This is a genomic window from Mojavia sp. (genome assembly GCF_059505145.1).
The window spans coordinates 139631-163683 of record NZ_JCACKA010000124.1 but is presented as its reverse complement, the minus strand read 5'-3'; the positions used below and the strand labels follow the sequence as shown (position 1 = coordinate 163683).

Below are 24053 nucleotides of genomic sequence, written 5' to 3'. Positions count from 1 at the left end.
GCCAGATGAGAGCAAAGTCAAGCAGCTTTGCTCTAACGAAAAATCAGCTATTTTATAGTTATTGGGGTAGATTGAATGAATAGATTAACTTTTTATGTGATTTTGTTACAAGGGTTGTTATTAGGAATAACAACCGCTAAGGCTGAGTCTGTACCTGAGTTACGCGCTAACCATAAGGTAGAAGTTGCTGTGAATACAGGTGCAGGAAAAAATGCAAAGAAGGTTGATACTGATTACCAAAAACTTGCCAAAGAGACATCGCGATCGCCAGAGTCTCTAGAAGAAACGCCAAAGCAAGTTTGGGTACTGAATCAAAACCAACAAGTACAGCAAGAAAAGTTTAATTGGGTAGTTGGAGATATTAAACAAGCGGGACGACAACCGTTTTTGCAAGCCCAAAAAACTCCAAGCAAGCCGAATACAAAACCTAACTCCAATGCTAAACCATCCAAAAAAGATGATTTAGAAGATTTTGATGAAGTAGTAAAAGATACTGAAAAACTCCAGGGTCTGTTCACTCTTTATCGCCAGAAAGAAAAGAATAAAATTTATTTAGAAATTAAGCCAGAACAACTCAATAAAAATTTCCTAGCTACATCAACATTAGAATCGGGCATTGGCGAACGGGGTATTTATAGCGGTATGCCTTTGCAAGATTTTTTATTTTATTTCAAACGGGTAGATAATAATTTGTTATTTTCTGTCCGTAATGTTAATTTTCGTACTCGTGAAGGAGATCCCCAGGCGCGATCGCTGGCTCGCTCATTCAGTGACTCTGTTCTCTATAATATTTCGATAAAAAGCATTCATCCTGAACGCAAAACTCTGCTTATCGACTTAGGTGATTTACTACTCACAGACTTAGCTGGCTTATCTTTGAGTTTAGGAGTATCCGGAGGTACAGATCAGTCATATTTTGGTAATGCGAAAGCCTTTCCCCAAAACTTGGAAATTGAGTCGATTTTGAATTTTACCGGTGGTGGAGGTAGCAGTCGTGAAAATGAATCCCTAAGCTTCGAGTCGCTAGCTGATAACCGTGGCTTCACTCTGCGAGTACACTACAGCCTCTCCGAACTCCCAACAAATAATTATCGGCCACGTTTGGCAGACGATCGCGTCGGTTATTTTATTACTGCTTATCAAGACTTATCCAAAGATGATCGTGGCGACCCATTTGTTCGTTATATCAATCGCTGGAATTTGGAAAAACAAAACCCGCAAGCAGCAATATCTCCACCCAAAAAACCAATAGTCTTTTGGATTGATAATGCTGTGCCCTATGATTACCGCGATGCAGTAAAAGAAGGGATACTGATGTGGAATCAAGCTTTTCTGAAAGCGGGATTTAAGGATGCGATCGAAGTGCGCCAAATGCCAGATAATCCCAACTGGGATCCAGCAGATATCCGCTATAACACAATTCGCTGGATCAACACGATAGATGGATTTTTTGCTAGGGGGCCATCCCGCGTTAACCCCTTGACTGGGGAAATTTTGGATGCCGACATTTTGGTAGATGGCAGCTTTATACGTCTACTCAAGAGTGAGTATCGTAAAATTGTACAACCCAACCAAGCACCAGCCCGTACTTCTTTATCGGCATTGATGCAAAATAATATGCTTTGCGTCAATGGTTTAGGCGACAAAGCCAAAGGCAATCAAGAGCAAAAAAACTTATTGAACCGTTTATCTAAACTGGCTGGTGAGTCTGATTTGTGCTACGGGATGGAAGCTGCTAACCAGTTTGCCTTGGGTTCAATGACGATGACACTTCTACAAGACACCACGCCGACTCCAGACCAAATCAAAGAGTATGTTCATCAATATTTACGTTTGATTATTGCTCATGAGGTTGGTCATACCCTTGGTTTACGCCACAACTTCCGTGGTAGCACTCTGCTGCGACCAGAAGAACTTAACAATAAGCAAATCACCACCAGCAAAGGTCTGACGACTTCGGTAATGGATTATATCCCACCGAATATTGCACCCCAAGGTACGAAGCAGGGAGATTATTTTCCGAAGATGGTGGGGCCATATGATGAGTGGGCAATTCAGTACGGCTACACATCAACTCAAGCAGCAACTCCGATAGCGGAAAAGGCTATGTTGGACGAAATTGCTGGGCAATCTGATAAACCAGAGTTGAGTTATTCCACAGATGAGGATAGATATGACCTCGACCCAACTGCTAATGCTTGGGATAACAGCAGTAATGTACTGACTTATTCGCAATGGCAGCTGGATAATTCACTGGTGATGTGGGATAAACTCAGCACGCGTTATCCTCTTGCTGGTGAAAGCTATAGCGATTTAAGTGACCGATTTGGCTCGGTATTAGGTAATTATTTTCAGAATATTTTCTATACCACAAAATACATCGGTGGGCAGTCTTTTTATAGAATTCATGCAGATGAGGTTTCATCCACCAAACTACCTACTCGCCAACGCCGATTACCATTTGAACCAGTGCCAGTCGAAGAACAAAGGCAAGCATTAGCGACGCTGCAAAAGTATGTGTTTGCAGAGAATGCACTTAATTTCTCACCAGAACTGCTGAATAAATTAGCACCTTCTCGTTGGATGCATTGGGGTAGTTATCCTCAGGTTGGTCGTTTAGATTATCCAGTTCATGACTTGGTATTAACCTTGCAAAGTGCAGTATTGTTGGATTTACTTTCAGGCGATCGCCTCTCCCGTCTCAAGGACATAGAACTCAAAAGTCAGCCAGGCAAAGCACTAAGTCTGCCTGAACTATTTGATACCTTACAAAATGGCATCTGGACGGAAGTTATTCAACCTAAAGACAAACAATTGAAGATTTCCAGCCTGCGGCGAGGCTTACAGCGAGAATATCTAAATATCCTAACTGCTATGGTATTGCGTAAAGAATACGTGCCAGAAGATGCTCGCACACTAGCTTGGTATAAAATCCGCCAACTACGTGACAAACTGGCAGAGGCTAATTCAGACGACGAATATACAAAAGCGCACTTACTAGAAACACACGATCGCATTGAAAAAACCTTGAATGCCCCATTACAAGGGAATTAGTAGGGATTGGGCATTGGGCATTGGGCATTGGGCATCGGGTGAAGAGGACAAGGAGCATGGGGGATGGGGGGACAAGGAGCAAGAGAGTTATTTATAGTTCTTTCCCCGTGTCCCCCTTCGGGTACTCTTCGAGAACCCCTTCGGGGAACGCAGTCGCCTGCGGAGGAGCCAGCGCGGTCTTGGGGGTCTCCCCCATGAGCGACTGGCGTTGGAAACCCTCCCCGAAGTTGCCACAACGCGGGGAACCCGCGCAAGGCACTTCTCTTCGCAGCGCTGTGTCCCCTTGTCCCCTTGTCCCCTTGCCCCCTGCCTCGAAGCTGCCCCCTGCTCCCTGCTCCCCTGCTTTTCCCCAGCCCCCAGCCCCTAACTACTTAACGCCTTTAAAAACCGTTGCAAACCTTTGAAAATATTAGGCTTTTTCGCAGGTGCAGCGTTTGTTTCTGTTTGGGTTTCTTTCATCAAAATAAAATCCAATTCATCACCGGATGGTCTTTTAGGTAATTCGGCAATTTTTTGATACTCACCATCAGTTTCTACCCAGACTTCCCACAGCCCAGGATAGCAGCGAAAGACGGCAGTTTGATCATCTACCGGACGCAGGTAGTAGCAAGATTCTATGGTATTGATAAAACGTTCACGAACTTGCCTTGCCGCATAACCAATGCCTATAGCGCCTGCATCTTCTAAACGAGGATTTAACATAACTAAAGGGCGATCGCCTATTTCTTGACAGAGTTTTTCCATCTGCGGCACTTCGACGGAAGTAGGGGCAATAAATAAGAAAATTTCGTCCTCTGGCTGAATTTTTGAGCCTACGGCAGTTGCCCTGCCTGTACCGATATCCGAAATTTTAAATGGTACATCTGGCCAATCTCGACGGGCAAGGGCAGCACCACCAGCATCGGCAAAGAAAACTTTCAGTCGAGAATCATATTCTGCAAACAAAGGCAAAAATTGTTCCGCCACTGGCATAAATTTGAGTTCTGGAAACAGAAACTCAACTTGTAAGCGAGTATAGCCATCTGCTAGGGCAGCTTGGGTAGCTATACGAGATTGGGCGATCGCATCTTCAAGACTATTGGGAAGTTCAGACATCTTTATCAATTCAAAATTCAAAATTTAAAATTCAAAAGAGTTTTGTGTCATTTGTCGTTGATCGAATAACTAATGACAACTACCGACTAACCACTAATTTTACAGGTGTCAGCCTTTGCAAAACTTGCTTTAATACCATCGCTGTCCAATCTACATCGGCTTCTGTGGTATCGCGCCCTAATGTCATGCGAATCCCACCCAAGGCAGCTTGTTCACAATAGCCCATTGCTAACAGTATGGGGCTAGGGCTAAGTTTACCACTGTGACAAGCAGAGCCTGCACTAATGCCAATTCCAGCCAGGTTTAACTGTCGTACTAAAGTTTTACCGCTGAGTTTTTCCCCATCAGCATATTCTAGACAGAAGCTGATGTGGTGGGGTAGGCGATGGTAGCGATCGCCTGTGGGAATTAAGCCAGGAATGTCAGCTAACTGGGCAAACAAGCGATCGCGTAACTTAATTAAGCGGGGTGTTTCTCTAGGCATTTCTTGCGCGGCTAGTTCAGCTGCGACGCCAAACCCAGCAATTATAGGTGTAGCTTGCGTACCAGAACGCAATCCCATTTCTTGCCCACCGCCACCTAGCAAGGGTACTAACTCTACACCAGGGCGTACATACAGTGCCCCAGCACCTTGCGGCCCATATAATTTATGACTGGAAATACTCAATAAATCTATGGGGAGTTTTTGCACATTAATTGGCAAGCGTCCCACAACTTGCACTGCATCTGTGTGGAACAAAGCCCCATGTGTTCGGGCAATATTTCCTAGTTCTGCGATCGGTTGCACTGTTCCCACTTCACTTTGACCGTAAATCACAGAAACTAAAACGGTGTTATGTCGCAATGCTGCTTTTAAATCTGCGGGGTTGACTACACCTTTAGCATCCACTGCAAGGCGAGTAACTTCCCAACCCCACATCTCCAACAACCGCGCAGGTTCCGAAATTGCTGAATGCTCAATGCTAGAAATAATTATGTGTTGCGGAACAGTATACAACCGAGCAACGCCCATAATCGCTAGATTATCTGCCTCAGTACCACCAGAAGTAAAAATGATCGATTCTGGAACAGGGGCTGCAATTAATTCAGCAACTTGGATTCTGGCTTGTTCCACAGTCATTGCTGCCCGGTTTCCCCACTCATGCAAACTCGAAGGATTACCCCACTGTTCGGTGAGAATTGCTTGCATAGCTGCGATCGCTTCTGGGCGGGTGGGAGTTGTGGCACTGTAATCTAGATAGATTTGCATATAACCAATAATAGAGAGAACACACGCTGACCATCGGTTGCTGTTACTTTTAGCATAGACAATTAAGTTGCTAATCCTGACTTGACCTGAATAATTCTGCATCAATGGGTAGATTTTTCCCTGCTTGTCAAGCTAATTCTTAATTAATTGGGCATACTTCATTTGGGGAATAATATATGTGTTCACCATCAAACTACTTTTAACAGATTAGTGTGCAAATGTTTGCTAGCCCCAGATATTTTTTAAGTTTTTTTCTGATATTTACCATTACTGCTTGTCAACGAGTCCAGTCCTACAATAAACCTCTAGCATCCCTACCACAAGATCCATTCGTTCAAGTTTACTTTAATCATTCTGAATCTTCAGAATATCAAGAACCTTACCGCCAGCAAACTCGTCTTGGGGATAATTTAGAACAACAAATTATCAATGCCATTTCCCAAGCTAAATCTACAGTAGATGTGGCAGTGCAAGAGTTACGTTTACCTAAAGTTACCCAAGCACTAGTAGACAGACAAAAAGCTGGGGTAAAGGTCAGGTTGATTTTAGAAAATACTTATAGTCGCCCTTGGAGTAGCTTGTCACCCGATGAAGTAAGCCAGTTAGAAAAAAGAGAACAAGAACGCTATCAAGAATTTCGTAAATTTGTAGACCTTAACCAAGATAACAACCTCAGCCTTGAGGAAATCAATCAAAGAGATGCTTTAGCGATATTGCAAAATGCCAAAATTCCCTGGATAGATGATCAAGCGGATGGTTCCGCAGGTAGCGATTTGATGCATCATAAATTTGTGATTGTAGACAATCGCATTGTCATTGTTACTTCCGCTAATTTTACGTTGAGTGATGTTTTTGGCGATTTTACCAAGGCCAATAGTTTAGGCAATGCTAACAATTTATTACAAATTGACAGCCCAGAATTAGCATCTTTATTTACAGAAGAATTTAACATTATGTGGGGTGATGGCCCAGGCGGTAAGCCAGATAGCCTTTTTGGGTTGAAAAAACCGATGCGAGTGCCCAAAACAATCACCTTAAACCAAACAAGAATTACCGTACAGTTTTCGCCTACTTCCCCAACTCAACCTTGGAGTAACACTAGTAATGGTTTAATTGGCAAAACTTTAAATAAAGCTACAAAATCTATAGATATGGCGTTGTTCGTCTTTTCTGAACAGCTTCTTGCCAATATTTTAGAAACTCGTCATCAACAAAATGTGCCAATTCGCGCTTTAATTGAACCACAATTTGCTTTTCGTTCATATAGCGAAGCATTAGATATGATGGGTTTTGCTCTAGGTGAAAAATGTAAATATGAAGTAGATAATCATCCTTGGAAATATCCAATTACTAGCGTTGGTGTTCCCACATTACCCAAAGGTGATTTACTGCATCATAAATTTGCTGTAATTGATAGCCAAACAGTTATTACAGGTTCTCACAATTGGTCAGATGCTGCTAATAATGGCAACGATGAAACGCTAATAATAATTGAAAGCCCTACCGTTGCAGCCCATTATTCACGCGAGTTCACACGTCTTTACGCTAAAGTCAAACTTGGTTTGCCAATTGCCATTCAGCAAAAAATTCAAGCCGCAGAAAAACAGTGTCCTAAAATTACAACTCCTACATTAAGCGATGAGCAAGTAATTACACAAGTAAATATTAATACAGCTAACATTGAAGAACTAGTAAAACTTCCAGGTATAGGTAAACAATTGGCACAACGGATAATTATGACTCGTCACCAGCAAAAGTTTACATCTTTACAAGACTTGGAAAGAGTTCCGGGGGTGAGTGCTAGGATGGTGGATAAATGGCGTATCTATCTAACTTGGTAGCGCGATTTACTTTTAAGAATCGCTAAGTTATTGATAATTGAGACATTAGAAAATGTAAGCTACGGTGTAGCGGGTATACTGCTAATTGCTGTAAGGTTTGAGTACTTTGTCAATGTGTTGGTTAAATATCAGTTATTCAAGAACTTTGACCCAAGACCCCGACTTATCTCTGCCGTCGGCTTCGCTGTATTGGTTTCACTGTTACTTCCGCCTTGGCTGCGCTTACCTACTCGTATTCTCTGCATTTGGAACTCAGGGGCTTACTTGTTTTTAGCCTTGACTTGGTGGAAGATGCTCAAAGCTAACCCAGAAAAAACGCGTCGTTACGCGCGACGTGAATATGAAGGTAGCTTGGCTATATTCATGCTGATGATCACTGCTGCTTGCGCTAGCATATTAGCCATTACATTCTTACTAAACTATCATCACAAAGGGCTATTAACGATTCCAGTACCTTTACGTGTCCTGCTGTCGGCAATGACGATTATTGGTTCTTGGTTACTATTGCATACCATGTTTGCGCTGCAATATGCACGCGGATATTATCAACATAATCATGATATTAATAATGAGGAAATAGTTGGGGGACTAGGTTTTCCCAATGAGAAAGATCCAGACTACTGTGATTTTTTATATTTTTCTTTTGTAATTGGCATGACTAGCCAAGTTTCAGATGTGCAAACAACATTAAGATATATGAGGCGTTTAACTCTTTTACATGGAGTGTTATCGTTCTTTTTCAACACTATCATTGTAGCTATGAGCATCAATATTATTGCGGCGCTGATTTAAAAATTAGTTAACTCAGCCAAAAGTATAGTAATGTATATCTCTGTTTATAGAGGAAATTTTACTTTCCTGTTTTTAGCATTAACCTAAGTTAAGCGAATCGGAGTAGGTTTATGCCTGATAACACAATTGACCAAATACCTCAGGATATTCGAGAACAATTGCCAGAACACGCACAACAAATGTTTCTTGCAGCATTCAATGCGGCCCAAAGCGACGGTTTGAGTGAAGATGCAGCTCGTGATGTTGCTTTGAATAGTGTCAAGAATGAATATGAGCAAGGCAAAGACGGTCAATGGAACAGAAAAACTGAAGATCCACCTATACATAATAAAGCTATCACCACTGGCGGTAATTAATTAGCTTTTAGCTAGATGTTAAATTAAAGGCGGTTTGTAACTTCTACAAACCGCTTTTGACTTGTAATTATCATGAAAAATTTGAAGCACCACTATATTGATTCTATCAATTTGCACTTCACAAAAATGTATATGCCAATCTAGCTGTAATTTGCTGTAAATCAACAGTTAGAGCAAGCAGTCCAAATTAAAGCCAATTGCCGACTAAAACATAGGGGGCCCAGTAATAGGGATTTTGATACTTTGGCTCCTTTAATAGAGCTTGCTGGGCGCGATGGAGTGCTTGACCCTTGCTTACTCCCGGCTGATTCAAGTGTTTGTAGAACTGCTCCATTAATTTGACAGTAGACTCATCACTCACTTTCCACAAGGTACCTAGTGTACTGTTTGCCCCCGACCGGACAGCTAATCCGGCTAGTCCTAGAGGCGCTCGGTTGTCTCCTTCTCCTGTTTGACAAGCACTCAAAACAAGCAATTCTATAGCGCCTGTTGCCTTTTGCTTTCTGCTAGTTAGCAAGTTCTCTAAATCACGAGATTTAAGGAGTTCGTTATAAGCGAGAATAAATGTCTGTTCGGGGTCTGAACTGAAATTTCCATGAGTTGCCAAATGCACTACCGTAAAAGCATCTGATGTGAGGTCTTGCTGCATATTGGCCGGAGTGAATTGTGAATTCAGTAGTATTTTACTAGAGGATGCTACTTGCTGAATTTGCTGCAATTCTGCAGTGGCGTTAATGGCGTCAAAACGGTGATTTTCCACTTCCATGGGACTACTGATTCCAGCAGCTAAAACTTTTAATTCCCTAAGCTTGGCTGTAAGATTAAACAACACCGCGTTAGGAACCAGAGTAAGGGCATACTTCTTTTCAATTAGATACTCTTTAGCTTTGCCGTCATAAAGAGCAGCCATCGGAATATTCTGCAAATCCGTATCAAGCACGAAGACCAAAGTTTCAACTTCACTGCTACTTTTTAGGTATGGCTCAAGCGGTTCAAGCAACCATTGATAAACCTGTTGGGATATGTCTGTGATGTTTGCGCGGCTGTATCCTAATATAGCTCTTCGCAATTTTTCAACCGTCTCTTTCACCACCCTTTGCTGCACCGGATGTTGAAAGTGTCTCAACGGTTGCCCAGGCAACTTGAAGAGGACTTCTAACCTATCTTTGAGAATAATAGGGTAGATAAATGCTGCTTGGTGTGAGACTTGCTCGAAATTCTGTTTTAGCGGCACTGTTTGGCCAAGGTAGCAACCGAGGTAATTTTCTAATTCTGCTAGCTGTAGGGCATCAATAGTTGCGATCGCTCTTTCCAGGTTTTCTTGGCTGGGATCAGAACTGCCTTGAGGACTCAAGAGCAAATCGACTAATTCACGGTAGACTGGTTCTGCTTGATCTCTAAAGGAAAACTGCACATCTGGATTGATAGTAAGCAAGTTGCTGCGAACAGACCCAAGAGTATCGACAGCAATAGAATAGGAAGCGATCGCTCCTTTGCTGTTTCCCTGCTGTGCCAGTAAGCGTCCCAACTGCCACTCCCAACGGTAACGAATCTCTGGAGCTTGAATCTGCTGGGCAATGAACAGGGCTTGCTCAGTAAGTTTTCTAGCTGCTGGCAACTGCCCAGCCAACTGATACACTTCTCCTAGCTGACCAAGGGCATAGGATTCAGCCCTTCGGTCTTGCAAGCTGTGAGCCTGTTGAACTGCGGTGGCTAAAATCTGAGCAATTTCTGCCCATAAGGGAGTTTCTTGGGCAAACGTGTGTACCAGCAGTTGTTCCCGGCGAACGCTACTTCTACATGAAATCGCTTCTGTATAAACATCAGACTTGAGGCAAGTCAAGCTCCGAGCTAAGTTAAGCCGGGCATAGATTGCTGTCCGACTCAAAGGCAAGTTAGCGATCGATTGCTGAACTTGAGACACTAGTTTTCCAACGTCTGACCACTGCCCAGTTTCTATTAAAAGGCTCAACTGATTCAACTGGGGCTGAACTTGGCTGCCCAATTTTGATGCTTCTTCATAAAAATTAATAGCGAATTTAGCGTGTTCAATTTCCTCTTGTTTCTTCCCAATCGCTATAGCTCTATTACTTAAGGCTCGTTCAGTGTTGCCTAACTCAAGCAGAGTCAAAGCTTTGGTTGTTGTTTGCCCAGCTAGTTGCACGCTTTGGGCCAAAACCTGTCTTGACTCAGCTAGAGCGCCAATTTGCCTAAGAGCATTGCCGAGATAACGCAATCCAGTAGCCTTGAGGGAAGGGTCTGATTCTGATTTCAGAATTTGGTTAACCTGTTCTAAAGTTTTTGCTGCTTGGCGACTCAACCCCAATGCTTGTAAAGCTTTGGCTTGGTTAAGTGAACTGCCAATCAATCCTGCTTGATTGCCAGCTTTAGCGTAGGTAGCACTCGCTTGCTTCCAGGTGGAGAGAGCCTCTTCTAATCTTCCCTTTGCCCATTCCAAGCTGCCTTGAGTATTTAGGGCTTTAGCCAAAATTTCCCAGTAGCTCAGTGAGGGAGCTGAATTCTCTAGATTTTTCAGCAGATTAAGGCTTGTAGTGCTTGCGCCTTGAGCGTCCTCCCACTGCCCTAGCTCTTGATAAGCCAAAGAAAGATTACTCAGCGCTAGCGCTCTTTTGAGGTTATCTGCTTGTTGAGCAAAGGCTGAAGCTGCCCGATGCCAAACTGTTGCGGCTTCAGAAAACTTTTGAGCTTCGTAGAGTTCTATACCCTGTTGCAGTAACAATTGGGCATTTGTAGTCTGAGTCTTTGTTGAGGAAACAACTTCCACTTGTTGAGCAGACAGAACAGGAACACCAATAGTTGTTGTGAACGCCAAAACTGCCAGCAGTGTTAGTTTCAGAATCCTTCGGGACACTGCTTTGAAAAAGCTTGAAACAACTTTGCTTTTCATTTCACTCAAATACTTGCAACTATTCACTGTTTTTTTTAGCTAACGCCAGCTACAAAGGTTTTCTGATGTGGTATTGGGAATCTGAGCGACGAGTTCCAGATTCCCATTTTTATTAATCATCCACCCTTGGGCTTCCACAATTGATTTTGAACTTCCACGAACATCAACTGAATTGTCGGCTAATTGTCTTGGCAGTTGCACATCTTTCCAAACCTCGTTGCTGTCGAGAGCTTCATAAGGATTGGGTGGCAAACCACCGCGTCCAGTGTTGATAAAACGACTCGTTGACTTTTGATAACTAGCTTGACAGCCCTGTATCGGTTCGGGAACTCCGAGTTCGCTTGCTAATTCAACCAAACCTTGACTGGGATCAACATCCGGCGTATTAATGTTCACGTTGCCATTGATGCCGAACTGAGAACTGACAGTGATATCACTGTGTGGAGTTGGTTGAGGGCGAAACCCAATTCCAAATAGACCTTGGGTAGTAATGTTAATATTTCCTCCTATCCCCTCATAGGCATTGGCACTGATATCGCTGTTTTCCTTAGGAACTGCAATGATGAATTTGGCATCGATATCAATATTGCCGCCATCCCCACCTGCCTCTGCTGTGCCTGCTGTGGCGGAGATTTGACTGTTATGACGCAGCAACAATAAGTCTGTTTCTTTTATGGTAATGTCACCACCATTTCCAGAGGTAGTACTTGCACTGATTAAACCTTTGTTATCAAGCCGAATCTTATCTGCTGTAATCTTCAAAATACCAGCATTTCCAGTACCTGTACTTATAACTCGCAATGCGCCATCATTGCGAAGAACTATGCTATCTGCGTTGACAGTTACATTTCCCGCACTTCCTGTGCTATCTTGCTCAGTATTACTACCAATCTCTGCAAAGTCTTGAATCAACAAAGACTGTGCAGTGACGTTAATTTGCCCAGCGTTCCCTGCATTTGATGAATTAGTTTTTATACCTGCGTAATTTTGAATCGTTAAGGAGCCTGTATCAATCTTAATTTCTCCACCATTACCTTTACTACTTGGCTCACTCGTGTTACTTGAGATACCTACTAGTTCTTCCAGTAGTAAAGAATTTGCAGTAATGTTTATTTTTCCAGCATTCCCTGTGCCTGAAGTATTACTAACCACACCAGATTGTTTGCGAATTACAAAATCTTTGACATTGATGTCGATTGCTCCACCATTACCTGAACTGCGTGGATGCGTACCCGTATTCACCCCCGATCTTGTTTCAATCAACAAAGAATTTGCAGTGATGTTAATTGTTCCGCCATCGCCACCTGCCTGGGCTGTGCCGGCTGTGGCTGAGATTTTACTGTTATTGCGCAACAAAATATTATCTGCCGTAATCTGCAAAATACCAGCATTTCCAGTACCAGTACTCATAACTCGTAGTGCGCCATCATTGTGAAGAACTATGCTATTTGCGTTGACAGTTACATTTCCCGCACTTCCTGTGCTACTTTGCTCAGTATTACTACTAATCTCTGCAAAGTCTTGAATCAACAATGACTGTGCGGTGACGTTAACTTGCCCAGCGTTCCCTGTATTTGATGAATTAGTTTTTATACCTGCGTACTTTTGAACCGTTAAGGAGCCTGTATCAATCTTAATCTCACCGCCATTACCTTTACTACTTTGCCCAGTCGTCTTACTACTGATTTCTGCAAAGTCTTGAACAAGTAAAGAATTTGCAGTAATGCTGATTTTTCCAGCATTTCCTCGACCTCGAGAGTTTGTATTAATACTAGATGATTTTTTGACTGTCAAAGAGTCTGTCTTAATATCTATTTCTCCACCGTCACCCATGCTGCCTTGTTTCGCAATACTCTCGATCCCCGCTTGTTCTTCTAGTAATAAAGAATTTGCAGTAATGCTGATTTTTCCAGCATTCCCTGTGTCTGAAGTATTGCTAGCCAAACCAGATTTTTTGCGGATTACAAAAGAATCTTTGACATTAATGTTGATTTCCCCGGCGTTACCTTTTTCTTCAGAAAGAGTAGCCATACCACTTCCCTGTTCAATTAGTAGAGAATTAGCTCTAAGGTTTATACGTCCGGCATTGCCTTCGCTATAAGTATTGCTACCTAACCCGCTCTGATTTTTAAAAATAATAGAATCTGCTTCAAGAGCAATTTCTCCACCTTTGCCTATTCCTGTTGTATGGTTACGCGGGGAGCTTTGGTTCTCAAGTAATATGTATCTATTAGCAAAAAGCTGAATTAGTCCAGCTTCCCCGGAATCGAAAGTGTAATTACTGATATTGGACTGATTAAGAGATATTGAATCTCCTATAATGGTAGTCCCTCCCCCTTTGCCAGCGCCAACTGTATCACCCAATAATAATGACTCTTGAGTGAGAGTAATATCCCTACCCACAAGGACGATAGAACCACCACCCTTTCCTGTGGTATTTACCAATGGTTTTCCAGAAAACTGGATATTTTCAAAATTGGTAATGTCTTGATAATTCAGCTTCCAACCTTCTGGTACTGGAACGAGATTCACACTACCGCTACCACCAACACTACCGATTTCAATACGTCCCTGTGGAGCCTTGAGAATACCACCTTCAAAGGACACCTTACCTCCCAGCAGTGCTAATGTTTTACCTTCTTGAACCTCCAAGCCTGTGACACTACTATCGTCAACAGCGTTACGGGGTTCTTTTGTAATCAACTCAAGTGGAATATTATGCCCTGTTCCAGTCACTTTAATTTCCCCTGGATTGTTATCCATATCCAACCCCACGGGCGCGGTTATCGTTAACAAGGGTGCTGACTCAGGATTAGTCGCACTAAACTCATAACCATCTTTAAACTTTAAGCTGCTAGCAGTACTGGCAACGAATGAACCACCAACATCCAACCTTGCATTCTGACCGAAGACAATGCCATTCGGATTGATCAAAAACAGGTTGGCTGTGCCGTTGGCTTTAATTAACCCATCAATATCAGAGATTGACCCGCCTGTCACTCTAGTTAAGATATTTTGAATATTTGGAGAATTTTGAAAAAAAGCTGTAGAGCCAGTCGGTACAGAAAAATTGTTAAAACTATGAAACAGATTACTACCTGCCGAGGTTCCACCTGTGATATTGAAGATATTGTCTTCTAAGTTGACGTTGGAATTATGTGGAAGTGTGGTGTCCGGTGTAATTTGAGCTTGGGTTCTATTTGCGCTAAAGATCATCGTGCTAATAATAGCAATCCCCAATAACCAGTCTTGATGCATAGACACCCTGGACATAGCGCTCTCCTAGCCAAAGGAAATTAGGCAAAAAGTCTTCATTAGGCATATACATACCATTTAAATCAATTTACGCACTTTGCTCAAAGTTTCTTAACTACTCCCTTCCCGCTATCAAATTATCTATCTCTTCCTTTGTATCCTTCGTGTCCTTTGCGGCTCGTTAAAAAGATTTAGGTATTCTTTGAGCGGAAAGGGAGTATTACAATTACGCACAGTTTGTTGAGCAGACAGAACAGGAACACTAATAGTTGTTGTGAACGCCAAAACTGCCAGCAGTGTTTGGACTTACGCACTCAGATCCCCCAACCCCCTCCCGGGGGCTTTAGACTTTCCCCCTTTTTAAGGGGGGCTAGGGGGGATCAGGGTTTCAGGCTTCAGTGCGTAAGTCCTAAGTGTTAGTTTCAGAATCCTTCGGGACACTGCTTTGAAAAAGCTTGAAACAACTTTGCTTTTCATTTCACTCAAATACTTGCAACTATTCACTGTTTTTTTTAGCTAACGCCAGCTACAAAGGTTTTCTGATGTGGTATTGGGAATCTGAGCGACGAGTTCCAGATTCCCATTTTTATTAATCATCCACCCTTGGGCTTCCACAATTGATTTTGAACTTCCACGAACATCAACTGAATTGTCGGCTAATTGTCTTGGCAGTTGCACATCTTTCCAAACCTCGTTGCTGTCGAGAGCTTCATAAGGATTGGGTGGCAAACCACCGCGTCCAGTGTTGATAAAACGACTCGTTGACTTTTGATAACTAGCTTGACAGCCCTGTATCGGTTCGGGAACTCCGAGTTCGCTTGCTAATTCAACCAAACCTTGACTGGGATCAACATCCGGCGTATTAATGTTCACGTTGCCATTGATGCCGAATCGAGAACTGACAGTGATATCACTGTGTGGAGTTGGTTGAGGGCGAAACCTAATCCCAAACAGACCTTGAGTAGTGATGTTGATATTTCCTCCTCTTCCCTCATAGGCATTGGCACTGATATCACTGTTTTCTTCAGGAACTGCAATGATGAATTTGGCATCGATATCAATATTGCCGCCATCGCCACCTGCCCCTGCTATGCCTGCTGTGGCGGAGATTTGGCTGTTATGACGCAGCAACAATAAGTCTGTTTCTTTTATGGTAATGTCACCACCATTTCCAGAGATAGTACTTGCACTGATTAGACTTTGGTTATCAAGTCGAATCTTAGGAGCCGTAATCTTCAAAATACCAGCATTTCCAGTACCACTACTTTCAACCCACAATTTGCCTTCATTGCGAAGAACTATGCTATTTGCGTTGACAGTTAAGTTTCCCGCACTTCCTGTGCTACCAAGCTCAGTATTACTTTCGATTCCTGCCTTGTTTTGAATCTGCAATGACTGTGCGTTGACGCTAATTTGCCCAGCGTTCCCTGCATTTGAAGAATTAGTTATTATACCTGCTCCATTTTGAATCGTTAAGGAGCCTGTATCAACCTTAATTTCTCCGCCATTACCATTACGACTTTGCCCCATCGTCTTACTTTCGATTCCTGACAATTGTTGAACAAGCAGAAAATTTGCACTAATGCTGATTTTTCCAGCGTTACCTGCATTTGAAGAATTAGTTTTTATACCTGCTCCATTTTGAACCGTTAAGGAGCCTGTATCAATCTTAATCTCACCGCCATTACCTTTACTACTTTGCCCCGTCGTCTTACTACTGATTTCTGCATTGTCTTGAACAAGCAGAGAATTTGCACTAATGCTGATTTTTCCAGCATTCCCTGCATTTGAAGAATTAGTTTTTATACCTGCTCCATTTTGAATCGTTAAGGAGCCTGTATCAATCTTAATTTCTCCGCCATTACCATTACTACTTTGCCCCGTCGTGTTACTGTCGATTTGTGTTTTGTTTTGAACAAGCAGAGAATTTGCATTAATGCTGATTTTTCCAGCATTTCCTCCACCATTAGAGGTTGTATTTATACCTGCGTTGCTTTGAACTGTCAAAGAGCCTGCTTTAATATCTATCTCTATCTCTCCACCGTTACCTGTGCTATTTTTTTGTGCAACACTACTGATCCCCCCCTCTTCCAGTAGTAAAGAATTTGCAGTAATGCTGATTTTTCCAGCATTCCCTGTGCCTGAAGTATTGCTACTCACACCAGATTTTTTGCGGATTACAAAAGAATCTTTGACATGAATGTTAATTTCCCCACCCTTACCTGAGCTACCTGGTTCAGTACCCGTACTCAACCCCGAATTTTTTTCTTCAATCAAGAAATAATTTGCAATAATGTTAATTTTTCCGGCATCACCTACATTGTAGGCTTTATTCCCCAACCCTCCTTTTAAGACAAAATTACCATCTACAGAGATGTTGATTTCCCCAGCGTTACCTTTTCCTTTAGAAACAGTACCCATACCACTTTGTTCAATTAGTAGAGAGTTAGCTTTAAGGTTTATACGTCCGGCATCTCCTTCACTATAAGTATTGCTATTTACCTCACTATTGTTTTTGAAAACAATAGAATCTGCTTCAAGAGTAATTTCTCCGGCTTTTCCTATTCCTGTTGTATCGTTTTTAATGCTAGTCTCTCCTCCTTTGCCAGCGCCAACTGTTTCACCCAGTAGAAATGACTCTTCAGCCAGAGTAATATCCCTACCCACAAGGGCGATAGAACCACCACCCTTTCCCGAAGTACTAACGAACGACTTTTGAGAAAACTGGATATTTTCAAAATTGGTAATGCCTTGATAATTCAGCTTCCAACCTTCTGGTACTGGAACGAGATTCACAGTGCCACTACCACCAACACTACCGATTTCAATACGTCCCTGTGGGGCCTTGAGAATACCACCTTCAAGGGACACCTTACCTCCTAATAGTGCTAATGTTTTACCTTCTTGAACCGATAATCCCGTTACGCTACTGTCGTCAACAGCGTTACGGGGGTCTTTTGCAAAATACCCAAGTGGAATCTTATGCCCTGTTCCAGTCACTTTAATTTCCCCTGGATTGTTATCCATACCCAACCCCACGGGCGCGGTTATCGTTAATAGGGGTGCTGACTGAGGATTAGTCGCACTAAACTCATAACCATCTTTAAACTTTAAGCTGCTAGCAGTACTGGCAACGAATGAACCACCAACATCCAACCTTGCATTCTGACCGAAGACAATGCCATTCGGATTGATCAAAAACAGGTTGGCTGTGCCGTTGGCTTTAATTAACCCATCAATATCAGAGATTGACCCGCCTGTCACTCTAGTTAAGATATTTTGAATATTTGGAGAATTTTGAAAAAAAGCTGTAGAGCCAGTCGGTACAGAAAAATTGTTAAAACTATGAAACAGATTACTACCTGCCGAGGTTCCACCTGTGATATTGAAGATATTGTCTTCTAAGTTGACGTTGGAATTATGTGGAAGTGTGGTGTCCGGTGTAATTTGAGCTTGGGTTCTATTTGCGCTAAAGATCATCGTGCTAATAATAGCAATCCCCAATAACCAGTCTTGATGCATAGACACCCTGGACATAGCGCTCTCCTAGCCAAAGGAAATTAGGCAAAAAGTCTTCATTAGGTATATACATACCATTTAAAACAACTTACGCACTTTGCTCAAAGTTTCTTAACTATTGCCATGAGGCGCTGTACAAATTAACCATAGTCTGTGTAATAAATTTGTTTTTCAGGCATTGTTGGATAATCTTAAAAGAGTCGCTGTATCCCACATTTTACAAGTGCGATCGCCTCCTCCAGGCGCGCTACGCGTGAGCCGCAAAATACCGTATTTTTGAAGTTAATGTATCCCTACTGTTGTGACACACTTAAAATAATAAATTAGAAGTATTTGATGAGGATGTTGGGTCTAATGCTTCCACCCAACCTACAAAATTGTTGCACCGTTTTAGCTGTGTCACACTATTTAGATCAGTTTGATGTTTTATTTGGTTGAGTATGCTGGTACACAAAGACGAGATTACTATTCGTCTAATGCAAGACAATATGCAAGATTATCAGTTAATGGCAAAATGGTTGACTGATGAGAAGGTCTTAGAATTTTATGAGGGTAGAGATAATCCTTTCCCTTTAGCCAGAATTGTAGAAACTTACAAGCCGATGGTGATGGGAGAAGATCCGGTAATTCCTTGCTTAGTCTACTATCATAATACTCCTATTGGTTATTTACAGTATTTTTTGCTAAATAATTTATCAGAAACCGACAGACAAATGTATTGCTTAGAAAAAACGAATAATGTTTATGGAATTGATTTATTTATAGGTGAAACCAACTATTGGCAAAAGGGAATTGGCACAAAAATGCTGTCAGCATTTGTCAATTATCTTTTTGAAGTATTGCGAGCTGATAAGATTGTCATCGACCCGCATGTTGATAATATTCGCGCTATCCGCTGCTATGAAAAATGTGGTTTTGTGAAAGTGAAGCTGCTGCCTGCACATGAACTGCATGAAGGGAAGTACCCAGATTCCTGGCTTATGGCAATAGAACCAAAGAAATCATTACACTGAAACTAGTCGCCCTGCTGGGATTGATAGTCCCTTAGAAACGATGACTCAAAGAACTGCTAGAATTTGTATCCTTGGTGGAGGCTTTGGTGGTCTCTACACTGCCTTGCGCTTGAGCCAGTTACCTTGGGAATCTACACAAAAACCCGAAATTGTTTTGGTAGATCAAGGCGATCGCTTCTTATTTTCCCCGTTCCTCTACGAATTACTCACTGGCGAACTCCAAACTTGGGAAATTGCCCCACCATTTGCCGAACTTTTACAAGGCACAGGTGTACGTTTTTACCAAGCTGTTGTGTCTGGCATTGACATAGAGCAGCAACGGGTACACTTACAAGATGGGCCAGAAATCTCCTACGACCGATTGGTTTTGGCACTAGGTGGAGAAACACCATTAGATTTAGCTCCTGGTGCTACATCTTACGCTTACCCATTTCGTACCATCACTGATGCTTATCGCTTAGAAGAACGCCTGCGAGTTCTGGAAGAATCTGATGCTGACAAAATTCGTGTAGCAATTGTTGGGGCTGGTTATAGCGGTGTCGAGTTAGCTTGTAAGTTAGCAGACAGGTTAGGAGAAAGAGGACGCTTTCGCTTAGTAGAAATTAGTGACCAGATTTTGCGAACTTCCCCAGAGTTTAACCGTGAAGCTGCGAAAAAAGCTTTGGATGCACGTGGGGTATTTATTGATTTAGAAACAAAAGTTGAATCTATTGGGCAAGATACTATCTCTTTAGAATATAAAAATCAGGTAGACACAATTCCCGTAGATTTGGTAATTTGGACTGTAGGAACACGAGTAAGTCCTGTAGTCAAATCACTACCTATCAAGCAAAACCAGCGTGGTCAAATTACCACTACATCGACTCTGCAAGTTCTTGACCATCCAGAAGTTTTCGCTTTGGGAGATTTAGCAGACTGTATTGATGCCCAAGGTCAACAAGTCCCCGCTACTGCACAGGCTGCTTTTCAACAAGCTGATTACACCGCTTGGAATATTTGGGCATCTTTAACTAATCGCCCCTTACTTCCTTTCCAATACCAAAAATTAGGAGAAATGTTAACCCTGGGAGTAGATAATGCTACCCTCACTGGTTTAGGCATCAAACTAGAAGGCCCCTTGGCATACGTCGCCCGCCGTCTTGCCTATCTGTATCGATTGCCAACTTTAGATCATCAGCTTAGAGTTGGTTTTAATTGGCTAGTACGTCCTATTATAGAAACGCTTTCTCAGTAGCAGATAGTGCGGTGTGTAAATATCTCAGCGCCCTAAAGTTCTATAAGCCAAAATCTCAGATCAAGGATTCAAAACCATAACAATTTGATGGAACGACCGAAAGTTATTTTTTTAGATGCTGTAGGCACACTCATCGGGGTCAAAGGCAGTGTAGGCGAAGTTTATAGTCAAATAGCCGAAGAATTTGGCGTAAAAGTTTCCGCTGATACGTTGAATACAACATTTATCCAAAGCTTTAAAACAGCACCACCACCGATATTTCCAGATACAGATTCACAAGAAATTCCCCAACGTGAGTTTGATTGGTGGCGAATAATTGCCTTAAACACTTTTGAAAGCGCAGGTGTTCTCAAGCAATTTTCAGACTTTTCTGCTTTTTTTAGCGAACTCTATATTCACTTTGGAACTGCTCAACCGTGGTTTGTTTATCCCGATGTTTTACCTGCTTTGATTTCCTGGCGGCGGTTGGGAATTCAATTAGGAGTGGTGTCTAATTTCGATTCTCGAATTTACTCAGTATTGCAAAGTTTGGGACTGAGAGACTTTTTTAAATCTATCACCATTTCTACCCAAGCACGTGCAGCTAAACCCGATCCGCAAATTTTTGCCGTTGCTTTGGAAAAACATGAATGTTCACCTGAAGCAGCATGGCACATTGGTGACAGCCTAGAAGACGACTATAACGGTGCTAAAGCTGCTGGGTTGAGAGGTATTTTGATCAACCGCGAGCAAAATTCCACACTCAACATTGAAATGGCTGTTGAGCGTTCGGGAGTATAACCAAATAATTACTAAGTAAGTCGGTGGAAATAAACATAACTGTGTTAGGAAACTTAAATCTACCTAAAACTGTTAGTAATGACAAAGGAAAAATGACGATTTTCACTAGTTAGCTTATTTGTACCGACCTACTTATTTGAATTGTCTTATTTAGGGGGCTTGATATCATTCTCCTTTGTTTCTTCTATTTCCAGCAATTCCCACATGAGGATGGCTAACTCAATCGCAATTCCTGAACCAGGGATAAACAAATCAGCAATTACGGGAATCAGAAAGAACAAAACTGCCATCAGCTTCTTATTTTTCATTGCTTTGCCTCAAACTCTGAAGCAAAGGTAAATTTGGGGTATTACGTGGAAGCAAAAGGCGCGTCTGTTGGCTGTAATGCGTCAATCTGCCGAGATTTGAGTTTGGGGATGCTAGATTGAGTTTGGGGAATCCCTAAACTTTGTCGCAAATTTGGGCAAGAATAAGCGATGGCGCGTGTTAGCTATGGTGATGATGTCGAAGCGCGGGTAAGGAGGCTGTTAGAAAGGTTTTTGGCTTATGCCAATGATGAGTTAGAAGACAGTGAACTTTATAAAATTGTCCTCAACTGGGAAACGCCACAGCAATTAATAGTGAGGACACAGCTCAGAGTCTTGGCGGAACTTAGCGGTTTAAATAAAGAACAAGTCAGAGACTCACTAAATGCGCTTAAGGATTTTTTGAAAATTCTCGAAGATTTGCGCGAACACAAACGAGGTTCGGAGAATTGGCACTTTCGCCTGAAGCTTTGGCATGATAAAGGCGATAAAGACGGGAATTTGCAAAAATTTGATGCCGAATGGCAACGCCGTAGAGAAGAATTACCCGGTGTGCAGTGTGCGGAAGGTAGAAAAGCTAAACTCACGCCTACCCGTTACGAAAATATTCCCTTGAGTGGGGTGGTGGAGTTTGTCGGGCGTGAAAGAGAATTGCAAAACCTCCATCAGTTGTTGCAGGAAAATCAACAGGTAGCAATTGCAGCTATTGCTGGGATGGGTGGAGTCGGAAAAACAGAACTAGCTTTGCAATACGCCCATTCGCACCGCGTCACTTATCAAGGCGGAATTTGCTGGTTGTCTGCATTACAGGATGTGGGGGTGCAACTGGTGCAGTTTGCTCGTAATCAGCTGCAATTAAATCCTCCAGATGATTTAGATTTAGTTGGGAGAGTCCAATACTGTCTAACAAAATGGCATGAGGGTGAGGTTTTACTGGTAATTGATAACGTTACTAACTATAGAGAAGAAGTCCGGTGTTATTTAGAGTCTGTTCCTTCCCGGTTTAAGCAGTTAATTACCACGCGGGAAAAATTACAGCCGCCAATAGTGCGATTAGATTTAGATGTGCTGACACCACTAGCGGCAATGCAGTTATTAAAATCCATAATTGGTAGAGAACGACTGCGACGTGAACACTTAGTTGCAGAAAAACTTTGTAAGTGGCTAGGATATTTGCCCTTGGGTTTGGAATTAGTCGGGCGTTATTTATTAGGTGATGAGGAATTATCCCTAGCAGAAATGCTGCAAGACTTGGAAAAAGAGCGTTTGAAAAATCCTGCTTTAGATGAAGCTCAAGCAGAAATGACTGCTAAATTGGGTGTCGCTGCTGCTTTTGAGTTGAGTTGGCGACGGTTGCGAGAAAATGCTCAATGTTTAGGCTGTCTTCTGAGTTTATTTGCCCTAGCTCCGATTCCTTGGGAGTTGGTGGAGCGTATAACAATAAATAATGAGGCTCAAAACTGGAAAAAAGCTAGACGTGAGTTGTTACAGTTACATCTACTCCAGCCTAAAGGTGAGGGAATTTATCAACTACATCCCCTGCTGCGGGAGTTTTTTCAAAGTAAGCTTACAGGATTAGAACAGGCAGAGGAATTTAAGCGTTCTTTTTGCGGGGTAATGATAGCAGTTGCTAAATATATTCCTCAAACTCCCACACTTGAGCAAATTAAGGATTTCGCCCCAGCAATACCTCACTTGGCTGGAGTAGCGAACAATCTTATTCAGCATGTTAGCCATGAAGATTTGATTTGGCCATTCATTGGTAATGCTCGATTTTATGAAGGTCAAGGATTTTATAACAAAGCAGCACCTTGGCTTGAGCAGTGTCTAGAAATCACTGAAAAACGCTTTGGAGAAGAACATCCTGATATTGCCACTAGCCGCAACAACTTAGCATATCTCTACGAATCCCAAGGGAGATACAGCGAAGCAGAACTCTTATATATCCAAGCTTTAGATATTCTTGAGCAACGGTTAGGGGCAAATCATCCTAATACTATGGTTGTGCGTGAAAATTTAGCACATTTACGCGATCGCCTAACATCACAACAGCAAAATCCAAGTTCCTAACTTCATCATTCAAGCTTTTATCTCCAAGTTTCGTGTTCCGAACACGACAGTTCGAGTTCTGAACTCCAAGTTTCGTGTTCCGAACACGACAGTTCGAGTTTTGAACTCCAAGTTTCGTGTTCCAAGTGAGAATGTTTGTGTTCCAAACGAGAATATTCCTGTTCCAAGTGAGAACGTTCCTGTTCTGAGGTGGAATGATGGTGTTGTGAAGGCGATCGCTCTTGTTCAGATGATAAAATCAGATGCGATCGCTTAAAAGTGTCATTGTACAAAGTGCAATTAGCTTGTTTTGATAGAGGCGATCGCTGGCTGAGAAAAAATCAGCTACGAGAAATCATGGAATTACATCCACCAACACCTTATGTTAATTACATACACTGCAAAATATACAAAAACTAATAGTGGATATATGGGACAACTCATTGAATGGCAAGAAGTCATTACCGAGGGAGAAACCATAGAAGAATGCAGAGCTATGTTACAAGACGCAACCAGAGAAATGATTCTCGCTTATCGTCAACAAAATAAAGAAATTCCTATAGGTAATTCTTTACTCGAACAAATTCCTATAGAGGTTTGAGT

Annotated in this window: 16 protein-coding genes; 9 read left to right on the top strand and 7 right to left on the bottom strand. The window is 42.2% G+C overall.

Annotated features, from left to right (window positions below; all coding sequences use genetic code 11):
- Positions 1–75 precede the first annotated feature (75 nt).
- The gene (locus AC5JL8_RS33910; RefSeq protein ID WP_495884078.1) at positions 76–3054 is read left to right on the top strand and encodes a zinc-dependent metalloprotease; all 2979 of its coding nucleotides are present in this window, start codon (positions 76–78) and stop codon (positions 3052–3054) included.
- Positions 3055–3417: 363 nt separating this feature from the next.
- On the opposite strand, the gene AC5JL8_RS33905 is transcribed toward AC5JL8_RS33910, so the two are convergent.
- Together AC5JL8_RS33905 and AC5JL8_RS33900 are read right to left on the bottom strand one after the other, a co-directional pair.
- On the bottom strand, positions 3418–4149 hold the full coding sequence (locus AC5JL8_RS33905; RefSeq protein ID WP_495884077.1) for a DUF1995 family protein: 732 nt from the start codon (positions 4147–4149) through the stop codon (positions 3418–3420).
- Positions 4150–4228: 79 nt separating this feature from the next.
- Positions 4229–5398, bottom strand: a complete 1170-nt coding sequence (locus tag AC5JL8_RS33900) for a cysteine desulfurase family protein (protein WP_495884250.1) — start codon at positions 5396–5398, stop codon at positions 4229–4231.
- 218 nt (positions 5399–5616) lie between these two features.
- Here AC5JL8_RS33900 and AC5JL8_RS33895 point away from each other — a divergent pair, with 218 nt between their 5' ends.
- From AC5JL8_RS33895 to AC5JL8_RS33885, 3 genes are all read left to right on the top strand, one after another.
- The gene (locus AC5JL8_RS33895) at positions 5617–7239 is read left to right on the top strand and encodes a phospholipase D-like domain-containing protein (protein WP_495884076.1); all 1623 of its coding nucleotides are present in this window, start codon (positions 5617–5619) and stop codon (positions 7237–7239) included.
- Positions 7240–7269: 30 nt separating this feature from the next.
- On the top strand, positions 7270–8031 hold the full coding sequence (locus AC5JL8_RS33890) for a DUF1345 domain-containing protein (RefSeq protein ID WP_495884075.1): 762 nt from the start codon (positions 7270–7272) through the stop codon (positions 8029–8031).
- Between the two features lie 110 nt (positions 8032–8141).
- The gene (locus AC5JL8_RS33885; RefSeq protein ID WP_495884074.1) at positions 8142–8387 is read left to right on the top strand and encodes a ChaB family protein; all 246 of its coding nucleotides are present in this window, start codon (positions 8142–8144) and stop codon (positions 8385–8387) included.
- A 187-nt stretch (positions 8388–8574) separates the two neighbouring features.
- Here AC5JL8_RS33885 and AC5JL8_RS33880 read toward each other — a convergent pair whose 3' ends face one another.
- From AC5JL8_RS33880 to AC5JL8_RS33870, 3 genes are all read right to left on the bottom strand, one after another.
- Positions 8575–11259, bottom strand: a complete 2685-nt coding sequence (locus AC5JL8_RS33880; RefSeq protein WP_495884073.1) for a CHAT domain-containing protein — start codon at positions 11257–11259, stop codon at positions 8575–8577.
- A 75-nt stretch (positions 11260–11334) separates the two neighbouring features.
- Positions 11335–14568: a two-partner secretion domain-containing protein gene (locus AC5JL8_RS33875; protein WP_495884072.1), complete on the bottom strand. Its 3234-nt coding sequence runs from the start codon at positions 14566–14568 to the stop codon at positions 11335–11337.
- A gap of 498 nt (positions 14569–15066) precedes the next feature.
- Positions 15067–18087, bottom strand: coding sequence for a two-partner secretion domain-containing protein (locus AC5JL8_RS33870; protein WP_495884071.1), 3021 nt, complete (start codon positions 18085–18087; stop codon positions 15067–15069).
- A 422-nt stretch (positions 18088–18509) separates the two neighbouring features.
- Between AC5JL8_RS33870 and AC5JL8_RS33865 the strand changes: the two genes are divergently transcribed.
- The 3 genes from AC5JL8_RS33865 (at position 18510) to AC5JL8_RS33855 (ending at position 21096) form a co-directional block, all read left to right on the top strand.
- Positions 18510–19082 (top strand): GNAT family N-acetyltransferase, encoded by a 573-nt coding sequence (locus AC5JL8_RS33865; protein ID WP_495884070.1) that lies wholly within the window; start codon positions 18510–18512, stop codon positions 19080–19082.
- 40 nt (positions 19083–19122) lie between these two features.
- Positions 19123–20316: an NAD(P)/FAD-dependent oxidoreductase gene (locus AC5JL8_RS33860; RefSeq protein WP_495884069.1), complete on the top strand. Its 1194-nt coding sequence runs from the start codon at positions 19123–19125 to the stop codon at positions 20314–20316.
- An 87-nt stretch (positions 20317–20403) separates the two neighbouring features.
- Positions 20404–21096 (top strand): HAD-IA family hydrolase, encoded by a 693-nt coding sequence (locus AC5JL8_RS33855; protein WP_495884068.1) that lies wholly within the window; start codon positions 20404–20406, stop codon positions 21094–21096.
- Between the two features lie 146 nt (positions 21097–21242).
- Here AC5JL8_RS33855 and AC5JL8_RS33850 read toward each other — a convergent pair whose 3' ends face one another.
- A complete protein-coding gene (locus AC5JL8_RS33850) occupies positions 21243–21404 on the bottom strand; it encodes a hypothetical protein (protein ID WP_495884067.1) in 162 nt (53 codons plus the stop codon).
- Positions 21405–21572: 168 nt separating this feature from the next.
- Between AC5JL8_RS33850 and AC5JL8_RS33845 the strand changes: the two genes are divergently transcribed.
- Positions 21573–23471, top strand: a complete 1899-nt coding sequence (locus AC5JL8_RS33845) for a tetratricopeptide repeat protein (RefSeq protein ID WP_495884066.1) — start codon at positions 21573–21575, stop codon at positions 23469–23471.
- A 17-nt stretch (positions 23472–23488) separates the two neighbouring features.
- Here the strand turns inward: AC5JL8_RS33845 and AC5JL8_RS33840 are convergent, their stop codons facing one another.
- The gene (locus tag AC5JL8_RS33840; RefSeq protein ID WP_495884065.1) at positions 23489–23743 is read right to left on the bottom strand and encodes a hypothetical protein; all 255 of its coding nucleotides are present in this window, start codon (positions 23741–23743) and stop codon (positions 23489–23491) included.
- A gap of 137 nt (positions 23744–23880) precedes the next feature.
- On the opposite strand from AC5JL8_RS33840, the gene AC5JL8_RS33835 reads away from it, so the two are divergent.
- Positions 23881–24051, top strand: a complete 171-nt coding sequence (locus AC5JL8_RS33835; protein WP_495884064.1) for a type II toxin-antitoxin system HicB family antitoxin — start codon at positions 23881–23883, stop codon at positions 24049–24051.
- Positions 24052–24053: the final 2 nt, after the last annotated feature.

Excerpts from the sequence above, each read along its gene's own strand:
- AC5JL8_RS33910 (WP_495884078.1), top strand. The coding sequence starts at position 76 with ATGAATAGATTAACTTTTTATGTGATTTTGTTACAAGGGTTGTTATTA.
- AC5JL8_RS33905 (WP_495884077.1), bottom strand. The coding sequence starts at position 4,149 with ATGTCTGAACTTCCCAATAGTCTTGAAGATGCGATCGCCCAATCTCGT.
- AC5JL8_RS33900 (WP_495884250.1), bottom strand. The coding sequence starts at position 5,398 with ATGCAAATCTATCTAGATTACAGTGCCACAACTCCCACCCGCCCAGAA.
- AC5JL8_RS33895 (WP_495884076.1), top strand. The coding sequence starts at position 5,617 with ATGTTTGCTAGCCCCAGATATTTTTTAAGTTTTTTTCTGATATTTACC.
- AC5JL8_RS33885 (WP_495884074.1), top strand. The coding sequence starts at position 8,142 with ATGCCTGATAACACAATTGACCAAATACCTCAGGATATTCGAGAACAA.
- AC5JL8_RS33875 (WP_495884072.1), bottom strand. The coding sequence starts at position 14,568 with ATGTCCAGGGTGTCTATGCATCAAGACTGGTTATTGGGGATTGCTATT.
- AC5JL8_RS33870 (WP_495884071.1), bottom strand. The coding sequence starts at position 18,087 with ATGTCCAGGGTGTCTATGCATCAAGACTGGTTATTGGGGATTGCTATT.
- AC5JL8_RS33865 (WP_495884070.1), top strand. The coding sequence starts at position 18,510 with ATGCTGGTACACAAAGACGAGATTACTATTCGTCTAATGCAAGACAAT.
- AC5JL8_RS33860 (WP_495884069.1), top strand. The coding sequence starts at position 19,123 with ATGACTCAAAGAACTGCTAGAATTTGTATCCTTGGTGGAGGCTTTGGT.
- AC5JL8_RS33855 (WP_495884068.1), top strand. The coding sequence starts at position 20,404 with ATGGAACGACCGAAAGTTATTTTTTTAGATGCTGTAGGCACACTCATC.
- AC5JL8_RS33850 (WP_495884067.1), bottom strand. The coding sequence starts at position 21,404 with ATGAAAAATAAGAAGCTGATGGCAGTTTTGTTCTTTCTGATTCCCGTA.
- AC5JL8_RS33845 (WP_495884066.1), top strand. The coding sequence starts at position 21,573 with ATGGCGCGTGTTAGCTATGGTGATGATGTCGAAGCGCGGGTAAGGAGG.
- AC5JL8_RS33835 (WP_495884064.1), top strand. The coding sequence starts at position 23,881 with ATGGGACAACTCATTGAATGGCAAGAAGTCATTACCGAGGGAGAAACC.